The organism is Chryseobacterium sp. Mn2064 (assembly GCF_049319685.1).
In the GTDB taxonomy this organism is placed as follows: Bacteria; Bacteroidota; Bacteroidia; order Flavobacteriales; family Weeksellaceae; genus Chryseobacterium.
Window position 1 is genome coordinate 26998 of the sequence record NZ_JBMOUE010000007.1, and the last position, 25600, is coordinate 52597.

A 25600-nucleotide genomic window follows, 5' to 3' on the forward strand; every position below is an offset into this window, starting at 1 on the left:
CTCATTTAGGGATAATAAATAATACTCTTTATATCAGTATTTTATAATTGAATATTTTTCATCATTCACAAAATTGTAAAAAACACTTAACATAATATATAATCCGTAACCCATGAAGACCTATTAATTTCGTTCTTACAAATTTTTATGAAATGAAAAAGGTCGTTTTCCTTGGTATTTATTTATCTTCCAATTTATTCTGGTCACAATCTAAAGCTCTTGATCCATTAAAAATCAATGAAATTCAGGTAATTGGTTCTCACAATTCTTATAAAAAAGCGATTCTACCAGAGGTTTATAATTACTTATCACAGAAAGATTCTCAGAATTCTTTACCTAAAATTCAATATGAACATATTCCTATTCCGCAACAGCTGGACCTTGGGTTGAGAAACCTTGAAATTGATGTGTATGCTGACAGTAAAGGAGGAAAATATGCTCATCCCAAAATTCTGGATTTGGTAAAAACGTCCGAACCTTTTGATCCTGAAAATAAAATGACCAAACCCGGTTATAAAATGATCCATATTACTGATATTGATTATCAAACATGGTATTATACCTTGGAAGATTGTCTTAAGGATCTAAAAAAATGGTCGGATCTGCATCCTGATCATGTTCCCGTTTTTATAACCCTTGAGCCAAAAGATGGAAAAGCTAATCCGTTTGGAACCGAACCGGAACATTTCACTCAAAAGCTTTTTGATGATCTGGATCAAGAACTGAAAAAGTTCCTTGGAAAGGATAAAATTATTACCCCTGATGATATTCGTGGAAACTATTCAACTTTGAATGATGCTGTTCTCCACAAAAACTGGCCAAAAGTGAAAGAAGCAAGAGGAAAATTTCTTTTTGTACTGGATAATAACAGCGAAAACAGAGATTTGTATGCTAAAGACCATCCTTCATTAAAAGGAAGAATGATCTTTACAAATTCTACTCCCGGAACTCCGGAATCTGCACTATTATTCATGAACGAGCCTCAGGATAATTCCAAGATAAAAGAGCTTGTACAGAAAGGGTATATCATCCGTACCAGAGCAGATGCAGACACGATGGAAGCCAGAAATGAAGATTATTCAAGGTTTGAAAAGGCAAAGGAAAGCGGTGCACAGATAATTACTACCGATTATTATTACCCGAGTCGATTATTCAAATCCAGTTATAAAGTGAGTTTCGAGAGCAATACTTATGAAAGGAAGAACCCTATAACAGGAAAATAAATATTTCTACAGTTAGATTTTTTGAGAGAAAGGTAATCATTATTGGAGATAGCCTTTCTCTTTTTTATAGCCTTTGTATTGATTTTGACTGTAAATTGATCTCAAAATGATCGCTCGGATCTCCCGAAGAAAGTAAAGACAATATCTTAAATAAAGATTTCCATTGAATGATAAATGGATCCTGAATATTGGTCTTTTCAAACTCTTTTTCTAACACTTGATACTGCTCTAATCTTTCTTTTGGAATATCTTTTCTGGCAAGTTCGTCTGCTGACTGAAATTTATAAAGATCCAGCAGGACATCATCAAAGTTCCATTTTCTAAATGGTTCTGAGGAAATTCCTTTTTTTTGAAGATTATGTTGAGCATTTTCAACATTCAGACTTTGTGATAAAAATAATATCTCCTCACCATTGAGCTTCCCTTCTTTTCTGATAAAATCAGCTGGCCAATCATCCGGGATCATTCTTAAACGAACCAGTTCTTTTAAATGAAAAAGCATAAAGTCGTGATAGGATTTTGTCTTTAAAATATCTTTATTCCACCAGGTTTTGTGAATGTCTTTTTCTAAGGTTTCATGTTCTTTTTCGTATAAAGGGAACAATTCGTCGAAACGGGGAACCGTACTCAGAATTTCTGTCTGAACTTCCATCTTTTCAGGCGAGTGGATGGTCAATACTTTATATCCTGGAAGATATGCAGCCAATGAAGGAACCTGAACATTTACCAAGAACTGTTCTCCAAATTTTCTTACTCCCGTATCATTAATATGCATATGTCCTGCAAAATGAACCTGCAAACCTGCTTCGGCAAATGCTTTTGCTACTTCTTCCTCAGGAACTCTTTCCAACTGCCATTTTTTTTCTCCGAGTAAGTCCTTAATTTCTTTTGTTGCTCCATCATTAAAATCAATCATCGGATAATGAGTAAAGGCAATCAGAGTTTTATGGTTTCTTTTAGCATCATCAGCCAGCTTTTTTACCCATTGTATCAGATGCTGTTTGTGGGTCAGTACATTATTATAACCAATACTTGCCCCTTTATAATTGGAAGGATTTTCAGGCTTATCATTAAGCTTTTTGGGAATATAGGTATTCCCGTCTATAGCAACCATCCACACCCCATTCACAGGTTCAACAACATAACTTAAATCCGGAACATTGAACCCTTTCTCAACTTCATACATCCTTTTAGAATAATCTGCGGACAGCAAGGCTTTTTTGTAAGAATAATTGGTAAATGGTGTATGATCAAACGGTGTACTCCAAAACAGATCTCCTTTTTTGGGATAGAAACCAAAATCTTTTAGTTCACTCAGAATTTCAAGATAACCGGATTCGGCAATGTCTTTGGTAATAATCTTATCTTGTGTTTTTCCAAGACCATCTTTACTGTAAATTCCTAAGGGGCTTCCGTTTTTTCCCAAAAAATCATCTTTTCCTCCTTCATTTCGGAATGGACCAACCGGATCGTGATTTCCCGTTGTGAGGTAAAAGTTAATACCATATTTCTGATGATATTGTTCCAGAATTTTATGCAATCCACGAAGATTATAAGCCTGTCCATCATCTGAAAAATCTCCAGGCATCGCAACAATTTTTATTCCTTTTGCTGCGATATCATCTAATGCTTTCAGAAACGCAAAATAGTTTTCATTGAAAATCCTTGTGGAATGAAGCTGAGAATCCATAGTTCTCAAAATGGTTGGCTTTCCGGTTTTAGGGTTTATAATTCCTTTAAAATCATGATCTGAAAAACTTCCATACAAATCCTGAAAATGTACATCGGAAAGAAAAGCAATTTTTACAGGTTTTTGCTGAGCTGCCAATAGAGAGAAACTGAAAATCAAAAATGATAATATTCCTTTATTCATCTTAAAATAAAACGAAATTAAGAGAATAGATGGAGAATTGTTTTAATTGAGTTTTAAATTATTGTGAAGGAAATTTATTATTCTACATCTATTGAATCTTTAGGCTGCCCTGCATATTTATAAATAATGAAGGGGGTTGATTTTCTCAATTCTCTGCCGTTTTCAGGGTCTACTCCATCTTCTGTAAAGAATTCAACCACGCTATTGTATTTTGAATACCAGGTTCTTCCTAGAGCATTTTCTTCAGTCAGAGTATCTTTTTTCATGATTTTTTGAAAATATAGATATTTATGCTGGTTCATGGCGACAATATTGATTCCCGGTCTTATATAACTACTATCTGTTGCAATATATCTTTCGCCATCCCAATACATATATTTCTTTTCAATGGCAGGTTTTCCTCCTGACATAAATCCTAAGTGAAATGAAGAACCATTACTTTCTTCTTTTTTACCATTTGAAAACATCACATTTCCTGTAACCAGACATAGAATAAGGGCCATTTCGATAATTCCCATTCCATTTTGCTTTATAAAGTCAGGAACTTTAAAGTGTTGATTGTTTTCGTTTGAATTGGTATTGGTGATATTAACAGTGACATTCGGTCCGCTAGCTCCCAAAGGAACATCTTCGTTATCAATATCTACTTTTACTGTGGTTGTGCTTGCCTCTTCATCTTTTTTGATAGACGTTCTAGAAAATTCAGCAAAATTCTCATATCCAATATACTCGCTCAGCTTATCGAGAATCTCTTTATCTACAATATCCGGCTCTCTATCATCACGAATAGAAGCATTGTAATATCTCACAAAAGTTCTTTCATTAATAAGAAACTTCCATCTCTTATAAAAATAGTCAGAAAGCTCACTTGACCAGCCACTCTTTGTATTCTTATTGGGAAACTCTTCTTGTGCTTTCCGAAAAACCTCACTGATTAATAGTTTTTTCTTGGACATAATTAGTTTTTAAAGGCAATTACAAAATAGGTGATTTTCTACCGTGTCGCATTACGGGTTTCCGTAGCGAATTCCTGTCCATCCATTGTCCATCGCTGTCTATGCTTTGTCCACAATTAATCCCTCAGAATCCATGAAATTTGTACTCAGAAATCAGTTGATAAACAAACAACTAGAAACAAAAGACAAAAACAAATTTACAAAACTGATTTCAAAAATCACCAGATAAAACGGAGGAAAACTCCGGGTTGGGAAGCAGATGTTTCTCCTCCGTTTTTGAAGGTTCACTTCCCAAAAAATTTAGAAGCGCTTCAATTTTTTTAACCGTATAGCACTATCTGCGATCTGCTTCGCAGGGAAGAATACGAATGCTTTAACAACAAATTTTTTGAACTATGTTAGAATTTTTTTTAATGCTATTCACTTTAGCATTCTCAAACAATAATGCCAATACAACAACTACCAACGATAACAACCCAGCTCCTATAACAGTACATACGATGAATGGTCCTTCGGACCCGGGAGGTTCTACAGCACCGGATGACACAAGCGGAGAAACAGGAAACATTCCTCCTCCAAAGAAATAATAATCATATCAAAAGGGCGATTTCATCGCCCTTTTTTGTATATATTTAAGGTTCTATTTATTATATATGTATTATCTGAGATTTATACTTCTTCTTTTATTAATAAACTGTAGCTATTCTGAGAAATCTCCATCAAAAGTTTCAGAAAACCCTTCCGTAAAAAAAGCTGACAGCATCTACAAAGAAGCTGAAAATCAGTATTACAAAAAGAATAATAATCAGGAAGCATTTTTATTATTTTCGAAGGCTGAAGATATTTATAAGCAAAATAAAGATTCTCTGGACATCGCAGCCAGTTTGTCTTTCAAAGCAATGATTCTGAATGATATTGGGGATCATTTCACCAGTAACGAAAGGGCAATAGAAGCTTTAAGTTTCTTAAAACTGCCTAAAGATTCAACTTATTTACCTTCTATTTATAATACGTTGGCAATTGCTCAAAAGAATCTCAAACATTATACAGAAGCTTTACAATGGTATGAGAAAGCGTTAGAAGCCAATACAAGAAGTGAGCAGGATAAAATCATCAAAAATAATATTGCTGATCTTTATGCAAAAAAGAAAGACTATTCAAGAAGTATAAAAATTTATCAAGAGCTTTTAAAAAATAAAAATATTAGCAAGTCTGTGAAAGATTATGCGATGATCCTTGATAATTATAACTATACAAAGTGGCTACAAAATAAAACTTTTGATCCAGAGCCTGAACTTTTAAGAGCTTTACAGTTAAAAGTAGAGGTAAAAGATATTAAAGGACAAATATCGACCCACTCTCATTTGGCAGACTATTATTCAGAGATTAACATCCCAAAAGCGATACAACATACAAATGCTAAATATTCACTTTCCTTTATTGTCAATAATCCTTACGATCGATTAGAGTCTTTGGGAACACTTCTGGATATTTCCCCACAAAGCAATGGCAAAAAATTATTTAATGAATTCAAAACCCTCAATGATAGTATTATTACTTCCAAAGATGAAGCTAAAAACAGATTTGCACTCATTGAATATGGGGTAGAAAAAAAGAATATCGAAAACCAGAGATTAAAATATGATAAAGCAAAAAGCGAAGCCATCGTATTAAAACAAAGTATTGTGATGGGAACTTTAGTGATTGCTATCATTATTATTATCATCTGGTACAGAAGAAGACAGAAAGACATCAAACATAAAAGCGAGCTAAAAATCAAAGAAAATCAGTTAAGAACCTCTCAAAGAGTTCATGACGTAGTTGCCAATGGTATTTACCAGGTGATGACAAAGATTGAAAACCAGCCTGATTTTGATAAAGATGAAGCTCTTGACGAGTTGGAATTTGTGTATGAAAAATCCAGAGACATTTCCTATGAAAAGGAAGACACCAATGACACTTTGGATTTTGATATAAAAGTTTCCACATTGATAAGCTCTTTCAAAAATGATGAAGTAAATACCTTTCTTGCAGGACATTCAAAAAGTATTTGGGAAGAAGTAAGCAGTTCTACTAAAGATGAGGTTTATCAGGTGATCCGGGAACTTTTGGTAAATATGAGAAAGCACAGTCAGGCCAGCCATGTTGCGTTCAAATTTGAAAGAAAGGATAATCTGATAAATATTCAATACACAGACAACGGTGTAGGTATTCAAGGGGATATTTCCTATAACAACGGATTATCAAATACGGTTTCCCGTATTGAAAAAATTCATGGAAAAATTATTTTTGATACTCAAACCGGAAAGGGATTGAAGGTATATATCTCTTTCCCCGCATAAAAAATAGAAGAAAAAATGTTTAAAAAAATTTTAATAGCCGAAGACCACGAAAGTATCAGCATCTCTGTACAGAAAACTTTAGAAGAACTTAATATTCCTCATTCTGATTATGTGTCTTATTGTGATGATGCTCTTGCCAAAATTCAGAAATCTCATAGAGAAGGCGAACCTTATGATTTATTGATTACCGACCTCTATTACGAAGAAGATCATCGGGAACAGAAAATAAAGGATGGCAAAGAACTTATACAGGCTATAAAAGAAATACAACCTTCTCTTAAAACGATTGTTTTTTCGGCAGAACATAGATCCGGTGTTATTGATACTCTTTTCAAAGAATTCGGAATCAATGGTTTCGTACGTAAAGCAAGAAACGACTCTAAAGATCTTAAAAAAGCTGTAGCATCTGTTTATGATAACCAAAACTACCTATCCCTGGATCTTAAACAGGATGTGAAAAAGCTGAACAGTTATGAATTTTCAGAGTATGACATTACGTTAGTCTCTTTACTCTCGCAAGGAGTTCTGCAAAAGAACATCCCGGTTTATCTTCAAAATAACAATATCAGACCCAATAGTTTAAGCAGTGTAGAAAAGAAGCTAAACAGTCTGAAAGAAGATTTGCAGATTACCAGCAACGAACAACTGGTTGCTTTTTGCAAAGATCTGGGAATTATTTAACCTGCATTCCATATATCTATAAAAACCTTTCAAAATTTGGAAGGTTTTTTATTTTTACGGTTTCCCGTAAGGATTCACTTTCCGTGGATAGTACTTTTGTCCTGTAAACAAACTACCATGAAAACTACCACATATAAATAAAAATCTACAACCATGAAAAAATTACTATTCACTGGACTTCTGGGAATGGGATTATTATTACCCGCTCATCTTTCAGCAGCCACAACAAGTGTTTCCACCAAAGAGTTATCTGCCAAAAAACCTAAAAAAAGTAAGAGCAGAAAAAGCAAATCAAGAAGTTCATCTTATTCAAACGTTTATTCTTCCAGCAGAGGATGTACCTACAATGGTCATACACTTTATGTTGGGGAAAGAGGTGGCTGCTATTATTATACTGGCAGCAGCAAAAAGTACGTAGACAGATCATATTGTTCAACCTGCAACTAATCAAAAAGAAAAAAACTAAAAACACTCCATATATAATCATTAAAGCGAAGAACTTTCTTCGCTTTTTTTGTATTTTCAGGATCTCAACTAAAAACTAAAACATGATTCAACTTATTCTACTACTTCTGGGATTAGCATTTCCCAACGAAAATTCAACGATTCACAATAATACACCTGTAACAATACAAACTACTTCCCATTCTCCAGAAGGACTTCCTCCCGGAAATGAAGATGGAGAACCTGTTGGAGGTAATTCCGGACAACTCCCTCCGCCTCTATTCACTTTCCAATAATAAGAAAAGGTATCCCACTTGAGATACCTTTTTATTTATTTTCTAATCATTTCCGTGTGGGGAATATCATCTTCCAGATATTTTTTTCCGGTATCTTCAAAACCGAATCCTCCATAAAATCTCAACAGATAATCCTGTGCAGAAATTCTGATTTCCGAAGTGTGGAATCTATTTTCGATAGTTTCTACCGCATATTGTATCAATTGTTTCCCAAGGCTTTTTCCTCTTCCCTGTTCTGTTGTCAGAACTCTTCCTATAGAAGTCTCATCGAATTTTATTCCCTTGTCAAAAATACGGCAGTACGCCAAAACCTGCCCATCCTCTTCTGCCCAGATATGAACCCCTTTCTGATCATAATTATCAAGATCCGGATAAGGGCAGTTCTGCTCAATTACAAAAACATCAATTCGGGCTTTCAGTACAGCATACAGTTCAGGAACAGTAAACTCTTCAAAAGTTTTAATTTTCCAAACGATCTTATTCATCAAAGCTAATGTTATTATGGGTTAAAAAATCATTTGTTTTCTGGATAAAATTAAGGATTTCATCTCCTCCTTCTTTTTTCTCTGCCGATGTTATATAAAGCTCGGGAAGATCTTCCCATGTCTTATGCAGTTCTGCTTTATAGTCTTCAACGTTTTTAACTACAGCATTCGGTTTCAACTTATCCGATTTTGTAAAAACGATGGAAAAAGGAATTCCGCTTTCACCACACCATTGGATAAATTCCAGATCTATTTTCTGTGGATTGTGCCTTATATCCACCAATACAAAAAGGTTGACAAGGTTTCTTCTGTTCAGAATATAATTCGTGATCAGCTTTTCAAAGTCTTTACGCTGAACCTTTGAAACTTTAGCATATCCGTAACCCGGTAAATCGGTAAGGTACCAGTTTTCATTAACCAGAAAATGATTAATCAGCTGGGTCTTCCCTGGAGTTTGTGAAGTTTTAGCCAAATCTTTATGATTCATCATGGCATTGATCAGTGATGATTTTCCTACGTTCGACCTTCCGATAAAAGCATATTCAGGAATATTCGGTTCCGGGCACTCCTGCCATTTGCCACTACTCTTTACAAACTCTGCTGTCTTAATAATCATTTTTGAATATATTTTTAGAAAAACAGACCATTAAGAAAAGTTCTTAATGGTCTTTATTAGGTATTTACACTTTATCTTTAATCCAGTTGTATAGAATTTCATTGAATTCATCTGGTTTTTCCATCATCGCTGCGTGGCCGCAGTGGTCTATCCAGAACAGATCCGAATTGGGAATAAACTTATGCATATCTTCCGCTACTTCCGGAGGAGTCACGTTATCCTGCTTTCCCCAGATCAGACACGTTGGAGTGACAATCTTAGGAAGATCATTCAGCATATTGTGTTTGATGGCACTTCTGGCCAACATTACTGTTTTTATTCCTTTCATCCTGTCATTCACCACCGCAAAAACTTCATCCACAAGATCTTCTGTCGCTACTTTGGGATCATAGAAAACTTCTTCGGTCTTCTTTCTTATATAAGATCTGTCGTTCTTTCTTGGAAAGCTGTCTCCGAAAGTTCTTTCATACAAACCTGAGCTTCCTGTAAGAACTAGATTTTTTACCAAATCCGGTCTCGCCAATGTCAGAATAAGACCTACATGTCCTCCCATCGAGTTACCTACAATGGAAACAGGTCCTGAAATATGACTTTCGATAAACTTGATAATATATTTTGCTATTGTAGTAAGATTGGTATTGAGTACCGGCAGATCGTAGATAGGCAACTGAGGAACATATACTTTGAAACCTCTGTCTGAAAAAAAATCTACCATTTTATCGAAATTACTCAAACCACCCATTAACCCGTGCAACAGCACTAATGGATGTCCTTCCCCAGCCTCTACATAGGAATATTTCTTTTCTTTTTTTGTACTAAATATCATAAAACGCCTTAATAAAGCACTGCAAAAATACAAATTAAACCTCAAAAATATTTTGATTATCCTAATTTAAGATAAAAATAATATAATATTCGCCATTTTAACTTTTTTTTTCAAATCCGCTTTATTATGGTATAAATAACAGTTTCAACAAGTATCTACATATCAATAATTTACATTCTTACAACTCAATCTTTAATAAAACTTATTAACATTGAGTCAAAAAGTGGGAAAAAGTGGGAAATTTTGGAAATTATTATATAAATTTGTCCCAAATGAAAAATTTCATTGGAACATATGAGTGCAAAATTGACGACAAAGGCCGCTTAAAAGTTCCTTCATCTTTAATCAAACAGATGGAAAACTTCGAAGACAAAGCGTTTGTAGTCAAAAGATCTGTGTTCCAACCTTGTCTGGAGGTTTATCCTATGAATGCGTGGGACAAACTGATGGGCAAAATTAATAAGCTGAACAGATTCATAAAAAAGAATGCTGATTTCATACGAATGTTTACGGCAGGAGTAAAGACAGTAGAATTGGATAATGCAGGAAGGCTACAGATCTCTAAAGACCTGACGAATTTTGCAAATCTTCAGAAAGATATTGTAGTTACCAGCGCAGGAGAACTCTTCGAAATTTGGGATAAAGAAGCCTATGAACAGGTAATTTCTACCAACGAAGCAGATTTCGCCAGCCTTGCTGAAGATGTAATGGGCGCTTTCGATGAAGAATAACTGTAGGTTATTAATGGATTATTATTTAAATAAAAAACACAATTAAGCATGTATCATAACCCCGTTTTGTTGAAGCAGAGTGTAGATGATTTGGTGACAAATCCTGACGGAATATATGTGGACTGCACCTTTGGAGGCGGAGGCCACTCCAGGGAGATATTGAGTAGACTTTCCGATAAAGGAAGGCTTTTCAGTTTCGACCAGGACTTGGATGCACTTAAAAATACAATTGATGATCCCAGGTTTACATTGGTTAATCAGAACTTCAGATTTCTGGAGAACTCACTGTTGATGTACGGAATTTCTCAGGTAGACGGTGTTTTGGCAGACTTAGGCGTTTCTTCCCATCAGTTTGATGAGGCAGAAAGAGGTTTTTCTACCAGAAGCAATGCCCCTTTGGATATGAGGATGAACGTGATGCAGAGCCTGGACGCCAAAAGAGTTATTAATGAATATGAAGAATCAGAACTTGCTGATCTTTTCTACCATTACGGAGAACTAAGAGAAGCCAGAAAACTGGCAAGAGAAATTGTTCACCACAGAAAAACTAAAAGTATAGATACTACAGAGGATTTGAAAAAGCTTTTCAGCTACATCCCTCCTCATAAGGTTAATAAATTCTATGCGCAGCTTTTTCAGGCGATCAGAATAGAAGTTAACCAGGAGCTTGAAGTATTAAAAGAAATGCTTGTTCAGTCTTACAATGTTTTAAAACAGGAAGGAAGATTGGTAGTGATTTCTTATCACTCACTGGAGGACCGTCTGGTAAAAAGATTCCTGAAAAATGGAATGTTTGAAGGAGAACCGGAAAGAGATATCTACGGAAATTATAAAAAGGCATTCGAATTGATAAAGAGTAAAGCAATTATCCCGGATGATCAGGAAATTGAAGAAAACTCAAGAGCCCGAAGCGCCAAAATGAGAACCGGAATAAAAGTATAAAATGTGAATGAGTGAATTGTCAATAGTGAATCATTTAACAAAATAAAATTGACCATTGGAACGAAGTAAATTCACTGCGAAGCAAATTAATTGATATAATAAATTGGCTAAAAGAACAACAAATCGCCCTCAGAAAAGACTCACCTTTATAGATATTATAAAGGGTAATTTTCTGAATCGTGATGAGATCAAAATACATTACAAGTATTTTCTCCTGTTGTTTGTATTGATGATGGCCATGATTTATACCAACCATCTCGTCAACAAGAAAATTAGAATTGTAAACGAGTTAAAAGAAGAAACAGAAGAATACAAATCTCGAAATGCTTACGCCCAGAGTAAGCTGATTAAAGTAAAAATGGAATCGGAGCTGGGGAAAGAGGTTGCCCGGGACTCACTAATGACCCTGGAAAACCACCCTCATAAATTGCTAATAAAACTGGACAGTACAGATGCAAAAGCAAAATGAATACGACAATAAGCGTAAAAAAACTTTACGATGGGGCTACCTCTTTGCAGTGGTAGCTTTGTGCGTGTTTGTAATGTTCTTGGCAAGAATTGTTATTCTTCAAAACACCAATGTTCAGGAAATAAAAGACGACTACATCAACAAAAATTACCGTGAAGCTACTTTAAAAGCTGCCCGTGGTAATTTGTTTGCTTCTGATGGCTCTATTCTCGCCACCACTGTAATGCGCTACGACATTTATCTGGACTTCAAAACCATGAAGGATACCATTTACACCAACAATATCGGTGCGTTAACAGATTCTTTGAGCAAAATGTTCGGAAAATCCAGAGGAGAATTCAGACAGAAGTTTGATGAGCAGAAGAAAAAGAAAAACCAGTACTATACTTTGGTAAAAGGTCTAGATTTTGACCAATACGACAGAATCAGAAAATTCCCGATCTTCAAAAGAGGAAAAAATAAAGGCGGATTCATTGTAGACAGAAACTATAAAAGAGAATTGGCCACTTCAGAAATCGGAGCCGGAACGATCGGTATCGACAATGGAGAACTTAAATCCGGTCTGGAAGGAGCCTTTTCAAAATACCTGACAGGTACAGACGGTAAAAGACTGGAACAAAGAATCAATTCTTCCCAATGGAAACCTATCGACTTCTGGAAAGTTCAGGAACCGGTAGACGGAGAAGATGTTTATACGACCTTAGATCTTAGAATTCAGGACATTGCACACTCCGCTTTAGAGAAGCAGCTTATTCATTTTGAAGCAAAACACGGGACTGTTATTGTAATGGAGGTAGAAACAGGAAAAGTGCGTGCTCTTGTTAACTTAAGAAGAACAGAATCAGGAGATTACGAAGACTCTTATAACTATGCTTTAAAAGATAATATTGAACCGGGATCTACTTTTAAAACCATTTCGCTATTGGCTGCAATGGATGACGGATTCATTGACGAAAATACAACGGTAGACGTTGGAAACGGAGTTTGGACCTATGCTAAACAGAGAATTTCAGACGGACATGGTGGCGGAATTTATGACATTAGTGATGTTTTGGCCAAATCCAGCAATGTTGGAACTTCGAAACTGATCACAAAATATTATTCAGAAAAACCTCAGATCTTCCTTGACCATTTAAAACGTTGGAAACTTTTCGACAAAATGGACATTGAACTTCCGGGAATCACAAAACCTAAAATCGTAACCCCGGAAAACAAAAGATGGAATGCCGCAACATTAGCGTCTATCTCATATGGATATTCCTCAAATATCAATTTGCTGCAATTAACCACTTTCTACAACGGAGTAGCCAACGGTGGTAAAATGCTTAAACCTTTATTCATCGACAAAATTTTAAAGGATGGAAAAGTGATGTACAAAGCAAAACCGGAAGTAATGGTCAACAAAATGGCTTCAGAAAAAGCCATTAAAATGATGACCAGCGCCTTAACGAAAGCCGTTGAAAAAGGAACAGGACGAAGCATCTTCACACCCAACCTTAAAATGGCAGGAAAAACCGGAACCGCAAGATTTGAATACTGGCTTCCTGGCCCAATGAAATACAGAGCTTCATTTGCAGGATTTTATCCGGCAGACGCTCCAAAATACACTTGCTATGTAATGATTAGTGAACCTAATACATCCATAGGATTTTATGGGGGACCTGTTTCTGCACCGGTATTTAAGGAAATTGCAGGAAAAACATTCCTGAAAACCCCTCAAAACATAGAAAAAGAAATGCTCGTAGACAAAAAGGTAAACCTAAGCAAAATGGTTGAACCTAATGTAAAAGTAGCAGTTAACGATAAGCAAATGCCTAATGTAGTAGGATTAATTGGTAAAAATGTAATCCCGCAACTGGAAAACTTAGGCTACCGTGTCGACTATAAAGGAGTAGGACGAATTAAAGAACAATTCCCGTTAGAAGGCACCACGATCAGTAAGAACCAGAGAATTTATTTATCTCTGCAAAATTAGAAAACAGCGTCTGAAAAGACATTTAAAACAAGATAGGAAAAACCTATTGATAAAGATGATAATAACAGAATTAGTAAACAGAATCCCAGTAATAGAAATCCACGGTGACAACACCCGTGAGGTTACAGAATTGGTGATCGACAGCAGAAAGGTTACTGAAAACTCTCTTTACATTGCTATGAGAGGTACAGTTGTAGATGGTCACTCATTCATTACATCAGCTATTGAAAAAGGAGCTGCAACAATTGTTTGCGAAGAGCTTCCCGAAACATTACAAGAAAATGTAACCTATATCCAGGTAAAAGATTCATCTAAGACTCTCGGTCATCTTGCTTCAAATTTCTATGGAAATCCTTCCAGAAAACTGAAATTAATAGGCGTTACCGGTACCAATGGAAAAACATCTGTTACGACCCTTCTTTTTGATGTTTTCAAAAACTTAGGATACGATTCTGCATTGCTTTCAACTGTAGAAATAAGAATAGCCGACGAAATTATTCCGGCAACACATACCACTCCGGATGTTATTACCATCAACAGAATTTTAGCAGAGGCTGTTGAAAAAGGATGTGAATTTGCCTTCATGGAAGTAAGCTCTCATGGTATTACCCAAAACAGAATTGAAGGATTACACTTCAAAATAGCAGGTTTCACCAATCTTACGCATGATCATTTAGACTATCATAAAACATTCGAAGAATACCTGAAAGCAAAGAAAAGATTCTTCGATGAACTGGAAGATACGGCTATTGCCATTACGAATATAGACGATAAAAATGGTAATGTCATGCTTCAGAATACGAAGGCTAAAAAGAAGTCTTACGCATTGAAAACACTGGCAGATTACCACGGAAAACTTCTGGAAGTAGATTTCAATGGAATGCTGGCCAACTTCAACGGAAAAGAATTTTGGACAACCTTAACGGGTAAGTTCAATGTATACAACCTGTTACTTGTCTTTGGAATCGCTACTGAACTAGGTTTTGAGCAGGATGAGATTCTTCAGGCGATCAGTAAACTGAAAAGAGTTTCCGGAAGGTTTGAAACATTCAAATCCGATGGTGGAATTTTCTTTATCGTAGATTATGCACACACTCCGGATGCTTTGGAAAACATTCTGGACAGCATCAACGATATCAGAACCAAAAACGAAAGACTGATCACGGTATTCGGTTGCGGAGGAGACAGAGACCACTCCAAAAGACCTGAAATGGGAAATATTGCCACCAAAAAATCTACACTGGCAATCATCACTTCAGACAATCCGAGAACAGAAGATCCGGCACAGATCATTAAAGAAATTGAAGCAGGTGTTGAACCTCAGAACTTCAGCAAATACACTTCAATTCCGGATAGAAAAGAAGCTATAAAAATGGCTATAAAGTTTGCAGAGCCCAAAGATATCGTCTTAGTTGCCGGAAAAGGGCACGAGAACTATCAGGAGATTAATGGTGTGAAACATCATTTTGATGACAAAGAAGTGATTAATGAACTTTGGAAATTAATGTCAAAATAGATTGAAAGATTAAATTCATTAAAAGATTTAAAAATTTGATGATGACTAAGAATTTTGAAGACTTTCCTGTATATCTCAAAAGTTTAGATCTTATTGAAAAAGTATATCAATTTCTTCAGAGTCAAAGTTTTGAAAAAGAATTTGAATTTAATAACCAGATAAAAAGAGCGAGTTTTTCCATTAGCAACAATATTGCGGAGGGCTCAGAATATAATAATAACAGACAATTTATTAAATATTTAAAAATTGCTAAAGGCAGCTGCGCTGAAGTAAGAAGCCTATTGATTGTAAGTAAAAGATTAAAATTAGGGAGTGAAAATAAAGCTGAGGAGATGATAATCCTATCAAGAGAAATTTCTTCAAATATTTCCAATTTCATTAAATATTTGAGTAGTAATATCGAAAAGCCCAATTTCTAAATCTTTAAATAAGTTAAATTTTTAAATAATAAAAAACAGAAACATGCTATACTATCTATACGAATATCTAACCAACCATGGAATTCACGTTCCCGGATTAGGACTGTTGAAATACATCTCCTTCCGCGCCGGAATGGCTGTACTGTTCTCATTAATCATTGCTCTTGTCTACGGAAAAAGAGTAATCAATTACCTGAGAACAAAACAAATGGGAGAATTGGTGCGTGATCTTGGACTTGATGGTCAGAAACAAAAAGAAGGAACTCCTACCATGGGAGGACTTATCATCATTCTGGCAACCATTATTCCCGTATTGCTGTTTACAAGAATTACCAACGTTTATATTGTTCTGCTGCTGGTTTCAATGATTTGGATGGGATCCATTGGTTTTCTGGATGATTACTTAAAGAAAATCAAGAAAAACAAAGATGGTTTAAGTGGAAAATTTAAAATCGTAGGCCAGGTCGGCTTAGGGTTAATTGTCGGAGTTACAATGTATTTCCACCCAGATATTACTGTTAAAAGAAAATATGCAGATGCTAAAGTAGTGAACAGAAATAATGTAGAGCAAAACTTTATGCCTACAGAAAAAATAACTGTTTCTACCGTTCCTTTTGCAAAGAATAATGAGTTTGACTATAGCGGAATGTTATTCTGGATGAATGATAAAGATGCCCATGAGTGGGCATGGATTGTCTTTATTCCTATCGTAATCTTCATTGTAACCGCTGTTTCCAACGGAGCCAATATTACAGACGGAATTGATGGCCTTGCAGCCGGAACCAGTACAATCATCCTTCTTACACTGGCCCTTTTTGCCTACCTTTCCGGGAACATCATCTTTGCAGACTATCTCAATATCATGTTCCTCCCGAATATGGGTGAAACCACCATTTTTGCCGTAGCAATGGTAGGGGCAGTAATCGGGTTTTTCTGGTACAATACCTATCCTGCACAGGTTTTCATGGGAGACACCGGAAGTTTAATGTTGGGGGGAGTTATTGCTGTTTTAGCCATCATTTTAAGAAAAGAACTGTTGATTCCTGTATTATGTGGAATCTTCTTAATCGAAAACCTGTCTGTAATGCTTCAGGTTATAGTTTTCAAATACAGAAAAAGAAAATACGGGTTGGAATATGCCCAAAACAATAGACTATTCAAAATGTCACCGTTACACCATCATTATCAGAAAGAAGGGTTCCACGAAAGTAAAATCGTGAACAGAATGATCATCATTGGAGTAATAATGGCTATTGTATGTCTGATCACATTAAAAATGAGATAAAAATCAAAAGCTGTAAGCAATAAGCGTAAAGCTTAAAGCCTATAGCATAAAGCTTTTATAATATGAAAATAGTTGTTTTAGGAGGTGGAGAAAGCGGATGCGGAGCTGCTTATTTGGCTAAAAAGAAAGGTTTGGAAGTGTTTCTTTCAGATAAAGGAGCCATTAAGGATAACTATAAACAGTTTCTTACCGATAATGAAATTGAATTTGAAGAAGGAAACCACGATGAAGAAAGGATTTTAAATGCCGATTGGATCGTAAAAAGCCCCGGAATTCCGAAAAAAGCCGAGATCATCAATAAAATTCACGAGAAAGGTATAAGACTTTCCTCGGAAATTGAATTTGCTTCTGAATTTACCGATGCAAAGATCATCGCTATCACAGGTAGCAACGGAAAAACAACAACAACTTCTTTAATCTACTACATCCTGAAAAATGACGGATTAAACGTAGGGTTAGGAGGTAATATAGGCTATAGCTTTGCCAAGCAGGTTGCAGACGAAAACCATGAATATTATGTGCTGGAAGTAAGTTCTTTCCAGCTGGATGATATTCAGAATTTCCGACCTTATATCTCTTTACTGTTGAACTTGTCTCAGGATCACCTGGATCAGTACAACTACAACTATGAGGAATATGCTTTGGCAAAATTCAGAATCACTGAAAATCAAGAAAATGACAACTTCTTCATCTACAATAAAGATGATGAAATGAGTAAAAATCTTCTTGAAAAGCTTGAGGTAAAAGCGAAAATGATCCCTTTCTCTACAAAAGAGAAGTTACCGGAAGGAGGTTTCGTGAATGATGAGGAAATTGTGGTAAAAGTGAACGATGAATTCTCAATGAAGGTTGATGAGTTATCTCTATTGGGAAATCACAATGTTGCCAACAGTCTGGCAGCATCTATTGCCGGTAAAATATTAAAAATAAACAATGAAAGCATCAGACATTCATTGATGACATTTCAGGCTGTAGAACACAGATTGGAGCTTGTCACTGAAATTGACAGTGTAAAATACATCAACGACAGTAAAGCAACCAACGTAAACGCGACTTACTACGCTTTAGAAAGTATGAAAACCCCAACCGTATGGATTGTTGGCGGATTAGATAAAGGAAATGACTATACCGAAATTGAAGATTTAGTCAAAAGAAAAGTAAAGGCAATTGTTTGCCTTGGAGTAGATAATAAGAAAATCATAGATTTCTTTAAAGACAAAAAAGAATTCATCTATGATACTTCAAGCATGGAAGAAGCCGTGAAAATTTCAAAATCATTGGCACAAAAAGGCGATACCGTTTTATTATCTCCATGCTGCGCAAGCTTTGACTTGTTCAAAAGCTATGAAGACAGAGGACGCCAGTTTAAAGAACAGGTATTAAAATAAAAATGTAAAATGTCACATGTAAAAAGTACCTCTTACTTTGTACATCGTACATCAATACAAAAAATATGGACGAACAGAACACAGAAAGCAGATTTGAGTTTCTAAAGGGCGATAAAGTACTTTGGATGGTCATTCTTGTGATCTCCATTTTCTCTATTTTCCCTGTTTACTCTGCAAGTTCAAATCTTGAATACATTGTTAATAACGGGACTACAACAGGTCACGTTATCAAACATATGTTCTTTGTAGTCTTAGGATTAGGAATCATGAGACTGGTGGGAACAGTCAAATACGAATACATTGGAAAGCTCAGCAGCATTCTGCTCGGCTTAATGATTGTTTTACTGATTGTCACCATGTTTACCGGGCAAACTATTGACGGAGCCAGTGCTTCCAGATGGTTGAAAATCCCGGGGACCCCTATTTCCTTCCAGCCGTCATCATTTGCCTTTTTAATGCTGATCATCTACCTGTGCAGATATTTAACCAAAAAGATCACAAGAGAAAGACTTCCGATAGAGAATATCATGTATATTTTCGGACCTATTCTCCTGGTTTTCGTACTGGTTGCAAAAGATAATGGTTCCACAGCATTAATGATTCTGATGGTTTCGGTAATTGTCCTGGTAATAGGCCAGCTTCACTGGAAATACATTGCAGGATTTATCTCCGCATCATTTGTTGCCATCGTATTTTTCTTATTGATTGCACTGAATACCAATATGATTGGTGGAAACCGTGTTCATACATGGATGAGCCGTATTGAAACCTTTACCTCCAGTAAGGCAAAAACAGCAGACACAGATGACGAAAGCGTAAAAGCAAAAAATTATCAGGTGATGCAGGCCAAAGCAGCCATTGTACACGGCGGAATTACCGGAATGGGCCCAGGAAAAAGTGCATTGAAGCAAATGCTTCCACAGTCTGCTTCCGACTTTATCTTTGCGGTTATTGTAGAAGAATATGGTGTAATTGGGGCCGCTTTTCTGGTAAGTTTATACCTGATTATGATGATAAGAATTGTCATGATTGCCAGTAAAATGCCTGCCTTCTTCGGATCGTTGCTCGTGCTTAGTCTCGGAGTCATGATCTTTATACAGCTTTCGGTGAATATTGCCGTTGCAGTGAATCTGATCCCGGTAACCGGACAGCCGCTGCCTTTGATAAGCTACGGAGGAACATCAATGCTGGTAACCTACCTGCAGTTAGGAATTATTTTAAATATAAGCTCGCGAATTCAGATTTATGATGAAGAAGGATTGGGCAAAAAACAGAGTATAGCAGAAATAAACGATATCGCTTAAGTCATAGCCAAAAACAAAATGACAAAGCAATTTCAAAACCGATAAAAATGAACAAAAAGTTAAAAGTAATATTATCAGGCGGAGGAACAGGAGGACACATCTTCCCTGCCATTGCCATTGCTGACGAAATCAAAAAAAGATTTCCGGATGCAGAATTTTTGTTCATTGGTGCCAACGGAAAAATGGAAATGGAAAAAGTTCCACAGGCCGGTTATAAAATCGAAGGAATTGATATTGCAGGAATCGACAGAGGAAATCTATTATCCAACCTTGGATTACCTTTCAAAATTCTGAAAAGTTTATCAAAATCTAAAACAATTATCAAAGATTTTGCTCCCAATCTTGCCATAGGAACAGGAGGTTTTGCCAGTGGACCGGCGCTTTATGAAGCCAGCAAATTGGGAATTCCTGTTTTTATTCAGGAACAAAATGCTCATGCAGGAGTAACCAATAAGATTTTAAGCAAAGCAGCTAAAGCAATATTTACAGCCTATCCAAAAGTAGCAGGATTCCCAGTAGAAAAGATCAAATTTCTGGGAAATCCGATTCGCTCAACCATTATTTCCGGAATGCAGGAAACTTCTCAGGCAAAAGAAAAAATGGGACTGGATAAAAGCAAGCTTACTATCCTATCTGTTGGAGGTTCTCTGGGTTCCAGAACACTGAATAATGCCTGGAAGTCTCACCTTAAACAAATAGTAGACAAAGACTATCAGCTGATCTGGCAAACAGGAAAGCTTGATTATAAAGATATTTTAAACGAAACAAAAGATGTTGCTAACGGAAATATTCAGATCCTGGAATTCATCAAAGAGATGGAGCTTGCCTATTCTGCAGCCGATATCATTGTTTCAAGAGCCGGAGCTATCGCCATTTCAGAGTTGGCAGTAGCCCAGAAACCGGTATTATTGGTCCCTTTCCCTTTTGCCGCGGAAGATCACCAAACCAAAAATGCCATGAATCTGGTTGAAAAAGATGCTGCCAGAATGGTAAAAGACTCTGAAATGCAGGAAAAATTCTGGAATACATTATCAGAAATCTGCGAAAATGAAAGTGTAAGAAAAGAAATGTCCGACAATCTTAAATATTTTGCCAAGCCAAATGCCACAAAAGAGATTGTAGACGAAATTTTTAAAATAATACAATAATGAGGAAGGACTTTGACTAGCTCAGCCTGATACCTTTAAAATTTAAGTCGTTAACGGGCATTGATGTTAGTTGATTAAAACCTTATAATATAAAATTTAGTAATAAAATTCTGAACTGGTTCAGAAGTAATTAAAGATTAAAGTATAAATGAATATTTTACAAACATATCAGACTTTTTATTTCGTCGGAATCGGAGGGATCGGAATGAGCGCTTTAGCACGCTATTTCAATGCGTCCGGAAAAAAAGTATTGGGATACGATAAAACCAATACCAAACTTACTCAAAATCTGATGAATGAAGGTATTGATATTGTTTTTGAAGACCTTATTGATGATAAGATCACTTCCCTTCAGAAAGAAGATACACTGGTTATTTATACGCCGGCTATCAAAACCCTTGAAATCTTAGATTACTTCAACCAAAATCAGTTCGAAGTATTGAAACGCGCCAAAGTTTTAGGGCTCATTACAGAAAACACAGACTGTATTGCTATCGCAGGAACGCATGGAAAGACAACTACTTCTACCCTTGTGGCTCATTTGTGTAAAGAAGCAGACTTACCTTTCTCATGTTTTTTAGGAGGTATTTCTGAAAATTTTAAATCCAACTTCCTGTACAATGGTTCTACTTACTCTGTTGTAGAAGCGGATGAATACGACAGAAGTTTCTTAAACCTTTCTCCGGATTGGGCAGTAGTGACTTCTACAGATGCAGACCATTTAGATATCTATGGCGATAAGAGCCATATTGAGGAAGGTTTCAGACAATTTGCAGCTTTAGTTCCACAAGATCAGCAGCTCTTCGTAAGAAAAGGCGTTGAGATCGGGAGAGGTCATCAGACGTATGCTGTCAATGAACCTGCAGACTACTATTCAGACAATCTGCGTATGGATCATGACAAGATTTATTTTGATTTCCATACTCCAACAGAAACCATAAAAGATTTCGTTTGGGGAATCCCGGGAATCCATAATGTTGAAAATGCGACGGTAGCACTGGCTATTCTCCACAATTTGGGCGCAGATTTTGATACGCTGAAAAAGGCAATTGCCAATTTTAAAGGAATTAAAAGAAGATACACGAAACATATTTATCAAAACGGTAAAATTTATATTGATGATTATGCTCACCATCCTACAGAAATCAATGCTGTAATGAGCTCAATCAGAACATTTTATCCTGATAAAAAACTATTGGTAGCCTTCCAGCCTCACCTTTTCAGCAGAACAAGAGATTTTGCAGACGGGTTTGCAGAAAGTTTAAGCAAAGCAGACGAGCTTATTCTTCTCGACATTTACCCGGCAAGAGAACTTCAGGAAAATTTTGAAGGAATCACTTCAAGCTGGCTGTTGAACAAAGTAACATTAGATAAAAAAGAAGTATCAACATTAGCTGATACTTTTGAAAAAATAAAAGAAAAAGATTTTGATATCCTCCTTACTGTAGGCGCAGGAAATATAGACACCCTGTATGACCCTATATGTGAATGGATTGAGAAAATTGGAGTATAAACGCAATGCTCGCGAAAAAAATGTAAAATCGATCGCAAAGGCGTTTCACTCAGCAAATGAGAAAACAAATTATTTTATTAAAAAAAACAAATTATAAAGGTTATAGCATTCGCTGAGTGAAACGCTCTCGCGATCGGAAAAATAAACAGATTACCTTGCGATCATAGCGTTCATAAAAACACAAAATGTATGATAGAAAATGAAATTTCAGAGATTGTTTTCAATGCTGGAATGAAAATACATCGTACGCTTGGAATTGGGCTTTATGAAAATGTATATGAAGAGTGTTTAGTTTATGAACTAAAAAACAGAGGATTAAATGTCGAAAGTCAAAAAAATATTGACATTGAATATGAAGAGTTAAAAATATATAAAGCGTTCAGAGTAGATTTATTAGTTGAAAACAAATTAATAATTGAAATAAAAGCAGTTCAGGAGATTAATGACTATCATTTCTTCCAGCTTTTAAATTATTTAAGAATAACAAATATAAAACTTGGAATGATTTTGAACTTCCATTCAGTTTTATTCAAAAATGGAGTAAAACGAGTTGTAAATAAATTATAAAGAAAATAAAATGGCTTTATGTCCGTAGCGACTAAAGAAAAATATGAAAAATAAATACAGAATATTAAAAATTGTTGTCACCGTAATCATCCTCGGATTGTTACTGAGTTTCTCGTTGAGAAGATTCAGCCGTGAGCAGATTACAGATAATAAGATTTCTGTAAAGATGAGCGAGAGAACGCCGGTTTATTTTGTTGACGAAAAAGATATCAGGGAGATCGTAAAAAAAGAAAATCCATCAGGAAAAGTAGGAGATCTAAACATTCCTGCTTTAGAAAAAAAGATCAACTCTCTTCCTGCCGTCGACAGTGCCAACGTCTACCTAAACCTAAACGGAAAACTCAATCTGGATATCAAACAGAGAGTTCCAGTTTTCAGGCTCAATAAAGATGGAAAAGATTTTTATGTGGATGAAAAAGGAGTCGAATTCCCGATTTCAAGAACCTATTCACATCCTTGCATGCTGGTAACAGGAAATGTGCAGCCCGATGAATATGAAAAACTGGCAGAATTGGTTGAAAAGATTGATAAAGACGATTTCAGCAAGAAATACTTTATCGGAATTTCAAAAAATAAAGACAGTTACAGTCTTCTGACAAGCGAAGGAAACTACAGAGTGGAGATAGGAGATCTGGAAAACATTGAATTTAAAGTAAAAGGATTTAAAACCTTTGTGGAAAAATACCTGGTGTACCAGGACCCGCAAAAATACAGTATGGTTTCTGTAAAATATCAGAATCAGATTGTGACCACTTTAAACCCTTATTTTAAAGAAAATGACAGTATTTTGAAAGCAGGAAAGCAGGAAATGGCAAAAGCTCCTTCACTGATGGCCTCTAAAAAAACAGAAGTCAAACCAAAGTTAGCCGAAACCAAAAAAACAAACCCTGTCGCTTCCAAACCTAAAGAAAGCACAAAACCAAAAACACACACAAAGGAAACAAAAAAACCAGAGAAAAAAACAGTGGCACCGGCGCAGTCCAAGCCTAAGCCAAAAGCCAAGGTAAAAATAGAATAAACCCCGTCTCAAAAAGACAATGTAACACAAACCAGGACTCAGGTCCTGATCATGGAAAAAGTAGAAAAAATCAAATCGATATAAAAATGGAAAATCAAGAGTATTCAGTAGGTCTGGACATCGGGACAACGAAGATAGTCGCGATTGTCGGAAGAAGGAATGCACACGGGAAAATAGAAGTTCTCGGTGTAGGAAAAGCTAAAAGTCTTGGTGTTCATAAAGGAATTGTGAATAATATTTCACAAACCATTAATTCAATCAAGGCTGCAGTTACCGAGGCACAGTCCAGTGCCGGGGTTCCTATCCGCAAGGTTACGGTAGGTATTGCAGGAAAACACATCCGTTCTCTGCAGCACTCCGATTATATTATGCGTGAACATCCGGATAAATTTATTACAGACGATGACATTGAAGCATTAAAAGATCAGGTGAAAAAGCTGGTCATGCTTCCTGGAGAAGAAATTATCCATGTACTTCCTCAAGAATACAAAGTGGATTCCGAAGGTGAAATTCAGGAACCTGTCGGGATGCACGGAAAACGTTTAGAAGCTAATTTCCATGTCGTTGTAGGACAAATGGGAAGCATCCGAAATATTGCAAGATGCGTACGTGAAGCAGGATTAGAAATGGAAGCCCTTACCCTGGAGCCTCTAGCCTCTTCAGAAGCCGTTCTTACCAAAGAAGAAAAAGAAGCTGGTGTCGCTATCGTAGACATTGGTGGTGGTACCACGGATATTGCCATTTTTAAAGATAATATCATCCGCCATACCTGTGTAATTCCATACGGAGGAGGAATTATTACAGAAGACATCAAAGAAGGATGCTCTATTATTGAGAAACATGCTGAACAATTGAAAGTAAAATTCGGTTCGGCTGTTCCCGAATTGGAAAAAGACAGTACTTTTGTAACAATACCGGGACTTCACGGAAGACCGGACAAAGAAATTTCTTTAAAAACTTTAGCACAAATCATTAATGCTAGAGTAGAAGAAATTCTTGAAATGGTAAATACAGAGCTAAAGGCATACGGAGCTTTTGAACAAAAAAAGAAGCTGATTGCCGGAATCGTTCTGACAGGTGGTGGTTCCAACCTTAAACACCTTCGTCAGCTGGCCAACTATACAACAGGTTTCGACAGCAGAATTGGTTTTGCCAACGAATATATCGCCAACGATAAAAACCAGTATCTGAAAGGTCCTGAATTTGCTACCTCTATCGGATTGCTAATGGAGAGTTTAAAAATTCGTGACAAAAAGCAGAACGCTGAAGAAATCATGGAAGTGGTTGTTGAACAACCCAAACCAGAAACAGCTGTTGCGCAGGCAGAACCCGCTCAACCTGTAAAAGAAGAAGCACCCGTTCAGGAACAACCTGCAGCAAGAGAAAAGCAAGAAAACAGAAAAGCGAAGCTTACATTTGGGCAATCGCTTATGGAAAAAGTAAAAAAATTCTTTGAAGAAGTAGAATAAATATAAATGATAGAAAATTTTTGATCAATGATACCAGAAAATAGTATAATATTTATTAACTTAAAGCGAATATCATGCATCAATTGTCGACTGTCAGTTATCAATTATTAAAAA

At 36.1% G+C, this 25600-nt stretch carries 25 protein-coding genes; 20 read left to right on the forward strand and 5 right to left on the reverse strand.

The annotated features are described in order from the left end of the window. Positions 1–152: 152 nt before the first annotated feature. The gene (locus ACL9RH_RS20915; RefSeq protein ID WP_422695275.1) at positions 153–1223 is read left to right on the forward strand and encodes a phosphatidylinositol-specific phospholipase C1-like protein; all 1071 of its coding nucleotides are present in this window, start codon (positions 153–155) and stop codon (positions 1221–1223) included. Between the two features lie 64 nt (positions 1224–1287). Here the strand turns inward: ACL9RH_RS20915 and ACL9RH_RS20920 are convergent, their stop codons facing one another. Both ACL9RH_RS20920 and ACL9RH_RS20925 read right to left on the reverse strand, forming a co-directional pair. Further along, the gene (locus tag ACL9RH_RS20920) at positions 1288–3096 is read right to left on the reverse strand and encodes a metallophosphoesterase family protein (RefSeq protein ID WP_422695276.1); all 1809 of its coding nucleotides are present in this window, start codon (positions 3094–3096) and stop codon (positions 1288–1290) included. Positions 3097–3173: 77 nt separating this feature from the next. Then, complete coding sequence (locus tag ACL9RH_RS20925; protein ID WP_422695277.1) at positions 3174–4052, reverse strand: hypothetical protein; 879 nt, start codon at positions 4050–4052, stop codon at positions 3174–3176. 395 nt (positions 4053–4447) lie between these two features. Here ACL9RH_RS20925 and ACL9RH_RS20930 point away from each other — a divergent pair, with 395 nt between their 5' ends. The 5 genes from ACL9RH_RS20930 (at position 4448) to ACL9RH_RS20950 (ending at position 7815) form a co-directional block, all read left to right on the forward strand. Further along, positions 4448–4639 carry a hypothetical protein gene (locus ACL9RH_RS20930; protein WP_422695278.1) on the forward strand — a complete coding sequence of 64 codons (192 nt, stop codon included), beginning with the start codon at positions 4448–4450 and terminating at the stop codon, positions 4637–4639. 66 nt (positions 4640–4705) lie between these two features. After that, on the forward strand, positions 4706–6394 hold the full coding sequence (locus ACL9RH_RS20935) for a tetratricopeptide repeat-containing sensor histidine kinase (protein ID WP_422695279.1): 1689 nt from the start codon (positions 4706–4708) through the stop codon (positions 6392–6394). A gap of 15 nt (positions 6395–6409) precedes the next feature. Beyond that, complete coding sequence (locus ACL9RH_RS20940) at positions 6410–7075, forward strand: response regulator (protein WP_422695280.1); 666 nt, start codon at positions 6410–6412, stop codon at positions 7073–7075. Between the two features lie 153 nt (positions 7076–7228). Then, the gene (locus ACL9RH_RS20945; RefSeq protein WP_422695281.1) at positions 7229–7522 is read left to right on the forward strand and encodes a hypothetical protein; all 294 of its coding nucleotides are present in this window, start codon (positions 7229–7231) and stop codon (positions 7520–7522) included. 101 nt (positions 7523–7623) lie between these two features. Further along, the gene (locus ACL9RH_RS20950; protein WP_422695282.1) at positions 7624–7815 is read left to right on the forward strand and encodes a hypothetical protein; all 192 of its coding nucleotides are present in this window, start codon (positions 7624–7626) and stop codon (positions 7813–7815) included. Between the two features lie 35 nt (positions 7816–7850). Here the strand turns inward: ACL9RH_RS20950 and ACL9RH_RS20955 are convergent, their stop codons facing one another. The 3 genes from ACL9RH_RS20955 to ACL9RH_RS20965 form a co-directional block, all read right to left on the reverse strand. Continuing rightward, positions 7851–8300, reverse strand: coding sequence for a GNAT family N-acetyltransferase (locus ACL9RH_RS20955; RefSeq protein WP_422695283.1), 450 nt, complete (start codon positions 8298–8300; stop codon positions 7851–7853). Beyond that, the gene (gene yihA, locus ACL9RH_RS20960) at positions 8293–8916 is read right to left on the reverse strand and encodes a ribosome biogenesis GTP-binding protein YihA/YsxC (RefSeq protein WP_422695284.1); all 624 of its coding nucleotides are present in this window, start codon (positions 8914–8916) and stop codon (positions 8293–8295) included. The genes ACL9RH_RS20955 and yihA overlap by 8 nt, the downstream gene beginning before the upstream one ends. Positions 8917–8980: 64 nt before the next feature. Continuing rightward, positions 8981–9742, reverse strand: a complete 762-nt coding sequence (locus ACL9RH_RS20965) for an alpha/beta fold hydrolase (protein ID WP_045492318.1) — start codon at positions 9740–9742, stop codon at positions 8981–8983. Between the two features lie 272 nt (positions 9743–10014). Here ACL9RH_RS20965 and mraZ point away from each other — a divergent pair, with 272 nt between their 5' ends. From mraZ to ftsA, 14 genes are all read left to right on the forward strand, one after another. Next, positions 10015–10473, forward strand: a complete 459-nt coding sequence (gene mraZ, locus ACL9RH_RS20970) for a division/cell wall cluster transcriptional repressor MraZ (protein ID WP_422695285.1) — start codon at positions 10015–10017, stop codon at positions 10471–10473. A 48-nt stretch (positions 10474–10521) separates the two neighbouring features. Further along, a complete protein-coding gene (rsmH, locus tag ACL9RH_RS20975; RefSeq protein WP_422695286.1) occupies positions 10522–11415 on the forward strand; it encodes a 16S rRNA (cytosine(1402)-N(4))-methyltransferase RsmH in 894 nt (297 codons plus the stop codon). A 103-nt stretch (positions 11416–11518) separates the two neighbouring features. Next, positions 11519–11884, forward strand: a complete 366-nt coding sequence (locus ACL9RH_RS20980) for an FtsL-like putative cell division protein (protein WP_422695287.1) — start codon at positions 11519–11521, stop codon at positions 11882–11884. Beyond that, positions 11868–13859: a penicillin-binding transpeptidase domain-containing protein gene (locus ACL9RH_RS20985; protein ID WP_422695288.1), complete on the forward strand. Its 1992-nt coding sequence runs from the start codon at positions 11868–11870 to the stop codon at positions 13857–13859. The genes ACL9RH_RS20980 and ACL9RH_RS20985 overlap by 17 nt, the downstream gene beginning before the upstream one ends. A 55-nt stretch (positions 13860–13914) precedes the next feature. After that, entirely contained in the window at positions 13915–15375 is a 1461-nt protein-coding gene (locus tag ACL9RH_RS20990; RefSeq protein WP_422695289.1) for a UDP-N-acetylmuramoyl-L-alanyl-D-glutamate--2,6-diaminopimelate ligase, read from the forward strand. A 38-nt stretch (positions 15376–15413) separates the two neighbouring features. Beyond that, positions 15414–15794 (forward strand): four helix bundle protein, encoded by a 381-nt coding sequence (locus ACL9RH_RS20995; protein WP_422695290.1) that lies wholly within the window; start codon positions 15414–15416, stop codon positions 15792–15794. Positions 15795–15837: 43 nt separating this feature from the next. Continuing rightward, on the forward strand, positions 15838–17079 hold the full coding sequence (gene mraY / locus ACL9RH_RS21000) for a phospho-N-acetylmuramoyl-pentapeptide-transferase (RefSeq protein WP_422695291.1): 1242 nt from the start codon (positions 15838–15840) through the stop codon (positions 17077–17079). Positions 17080–17141: 62 nt separating this feature from the next. After that, positions 17142–18467: a UDP-N-acetylmuramoyl-L-alanine--D-glutamate ligase gene (gene murD, locus ACL9RH_RS21005; RefSeq protein ID WP_422695292.1), complete on the forward strand. Its 1326-nt coding sequence runs from the start codon at positions 17142–17144 to the stop codon at positions 18465–18467. 65 nt (positions 18468–18532) lie between these two features. Further along, positions 18533–19771, forward strand: coding sequence for an FtsW/RodA/SpoVE family cell cycle protein (locus ACL9RH_RS21010; protein ID WP_422695293.1), 1239 nt, complete (start codon positions 18533–18535; stop codon positions 19769–19771). A gap of 47 nt (positions 19772–19818) precedes the next feature. After that, positions 19819–20919: an undecaprenyldiphospho-muramoylpentapeptide beta-N-acetylglucosaminyltransferase gene (gene murG, locus ACL9RH_RS21015; protein ID WP_422695294.1), complete on the forward strand. Its 1101-nt coding sequence runs from the start codon at positions 19819–19821 to the stop codon at positions 20917–20919. A gap of 148 nt (positions 20920–21067) precedes the next feature. Beyond that, positions 21068–22432 (forward strand): UDP-N-acetylmuramate--L-alanine ligase, encoded by a 1365-nt coding sequence (murC, locus tag ACL9RH_RS21020; protein WP_422695295.1) that lies wholly within the window; start codon positions 21068–21070, stop codon positions 22430–22432. 189 nt (positions 22433–22621) lie between these two features. Continuing rightward, the gene (locus ACL9RH_RS21025) at positions 22622–22999 is read left to right on the forward strand and encodes a GxxExxY protein (protein WP_422695296.1); all 378 of its coding nucleotides are present in this window, start codon (positions 22622–22624) and stop codon (positions 22997–22999) included. 43 nt (positions 23000–23042) lie between these two features. Next, positions 23043–24017 carry a cell division protein FtsQ/DivIB gene (locus ACL9RH_RS21030; protein ID WP_422695297.1) on the forward strand — a complete coding sequence of 325 codons (975 nt, stop codon included), beginning with the start codon at positions 23043–23045 and terminating at the stop codon, positions 24015–24017. A gap of 86 nt (positions 24018–24103) precedes the next feature. Next, positions 24104–25486, forward strand: a complete 1383-nt coding sequence (gene ftsA / locus ACL9RH_RS21035; RefSeq protein WP_422695298.1) for a cell division protein FtsA — start codon at positions 24104–24106, stop codon at positions 25484–25486. The last annotated feature ends 114 nt before the right edge of the window (positions 25487–25600 follow it).

Coding starts and splice junctions, on each gene's coding strand:
- ACL9RH_RS20915 (WP_422695275.1), top strand. CDS start 153: ATGAAAAAGGTCGTTTTCCTTGGTATTTATTTATCTTCCAATTTATTC.
- ACL9RH_RS20920 (WP_422695276.1), bottom strand. CDS start 3,096: ATGAATAAAGGAATATTATCATTTTTGATTTTCAGTTTCTCTCTATTG.
- ACL9RH_RS20925 (WP_422695277.1), bottom strand. CDS start 4,052: ATGTCCAAGAAAAAACTATTAATCAGTGAGGTTTTTCGGAAAGCACAA.
- ACL9RH_RS20930 (WP_422695278.1), top strand. CDS start 4,448: ATGTTAGAATTTTTTTTAATGCTATTCACTTTAGCATTCTCAAACAAT.
- ACL9RH_RS20935 (WP_422695279.1), top strand. CDS start 4,706: ATGTATTATCTGAGATTTATACTTCTTCTTTTATTAATAAACTGTAGC.
- ACL9RH_RS20940 (WP_422695280.1), top strand. CDS start 6,410: ATGTTTAAAAAAATTTTAATAGCCGAAGACCACGAAAGTATCAGCATC.
- ACL9RH_RS20945 (WP_422695281.1), top strand. CDS start 7,229: ATGAAAAAATTACTATTCACTGGACTTCTGGGAATGGGATTATTATTA.
- ACL9RH_RS20950 (WP_422695282.1), top strand. CDS start 7,624: ATGATTCAACTTATTCTACTACTTCTGGGATTAGCATTTCCCAACGAA.
- ACL9RH_RS20955 (WP_422695283.1), bottom strand. CDS start 8,300: ATGAATAAGATCGTTTGGAAAATTAAAACTTTTGAAGAGTTTACTGTT.
- yihA (WP_422695284.1), bottom strand. CDS start 8,916: ATGATTATTAAGACAGCAGAGTTTGTAAAGAGTAGTGGCAAATGGCAG.
- ACL9RH_RS20965 (WP_045492318.1), bottom strand. CDS start 9,742: ATGATATTTAGTACAAAAAAAGAAAAGAAATATTCCTATGTAGAGGCT.
- mraZ (WP_422695285.1), top strand. CDS start 10,015: ATGAAAAATTTCATTGGAACATATGAGTGCAAAATTGACGACAAAGGC.
- rsmH (WP_422695286.1), top strand. CDS start 10,522: ATGTATCATAACCCCGTTTTGTTGAAGCAGAGTGTAGATGATTTGGTG.
- ACL9RH_RS20985 (WP_422695288.1), top strand. CDS start 11,868: ATGCAAAAGCAAAATGAATACGACAATAAGCGTAAAAAAACTTTACGA.
- ACL9RH_RS20990 (WP_422695289.1), top strand. CDS start 13,915: ATGATAATAACAGAATTAGTAAACAGAATCCCAGTAATAGAAATCCAC.
- ACL9RH_RS20995 (WP_422695290.1), top strand. CDS start 15,414: ATGATGACTAAGAATTTTGAAGACTTTCCTGTATATCTCAAAAGTTTA.
- mraY (WP_422695291.1), top strand. CDS start 15,838: ATGCTATACTATCTATACGAATATCTAACCAACCATGGAATTCACGTT.
- murD (WP_422695292.1), top strand. CDS start 17,142: ATGAAAATAGTTGTTTTAGGAGGTGGAGAAAGCGGATGCGGAGCTGCT.
- ACL9RH_RS21010 (WP_422695293.1), top strand. CDS start 18,533: ATGGACGAACAGAACACAGAAAGCAGATTTGAGTTTCTAAAGGGCGAT.
- murG (WP_422695294.1), top strand. CDS start 19,819: ATGAACAAAAAGTTAAAAGTAATATTATCAGGCGGAGGAACAGGAGGA.
- murC (WP_422695295.1), top strand. CDS start 21,068: ATGAATATTTTACAAACATATCAGACTTTTTATTTCGTCGGAATCGGA.
- ACL9RH_RS21025 (WP_422695296.1), top strand. CDS start 22,622: ATGATAGAAAATGAAATTTCAGAGATTGTTTTCAATGCTGGAATGAAA.
- ACL9RH_RS21030 (WP_422695297.1), top strand. CDS start 23,043: ATGAAAAATAAATACAGAATATTAAAAATTGTTGTCACCGTAATCATC.
- ftsA (WP_422695298.1), top strand. CDS start 24,104: ATGGAAAATCAAGAGTATTCAGTAGGTCTGGACATCGGGACAACGAAG.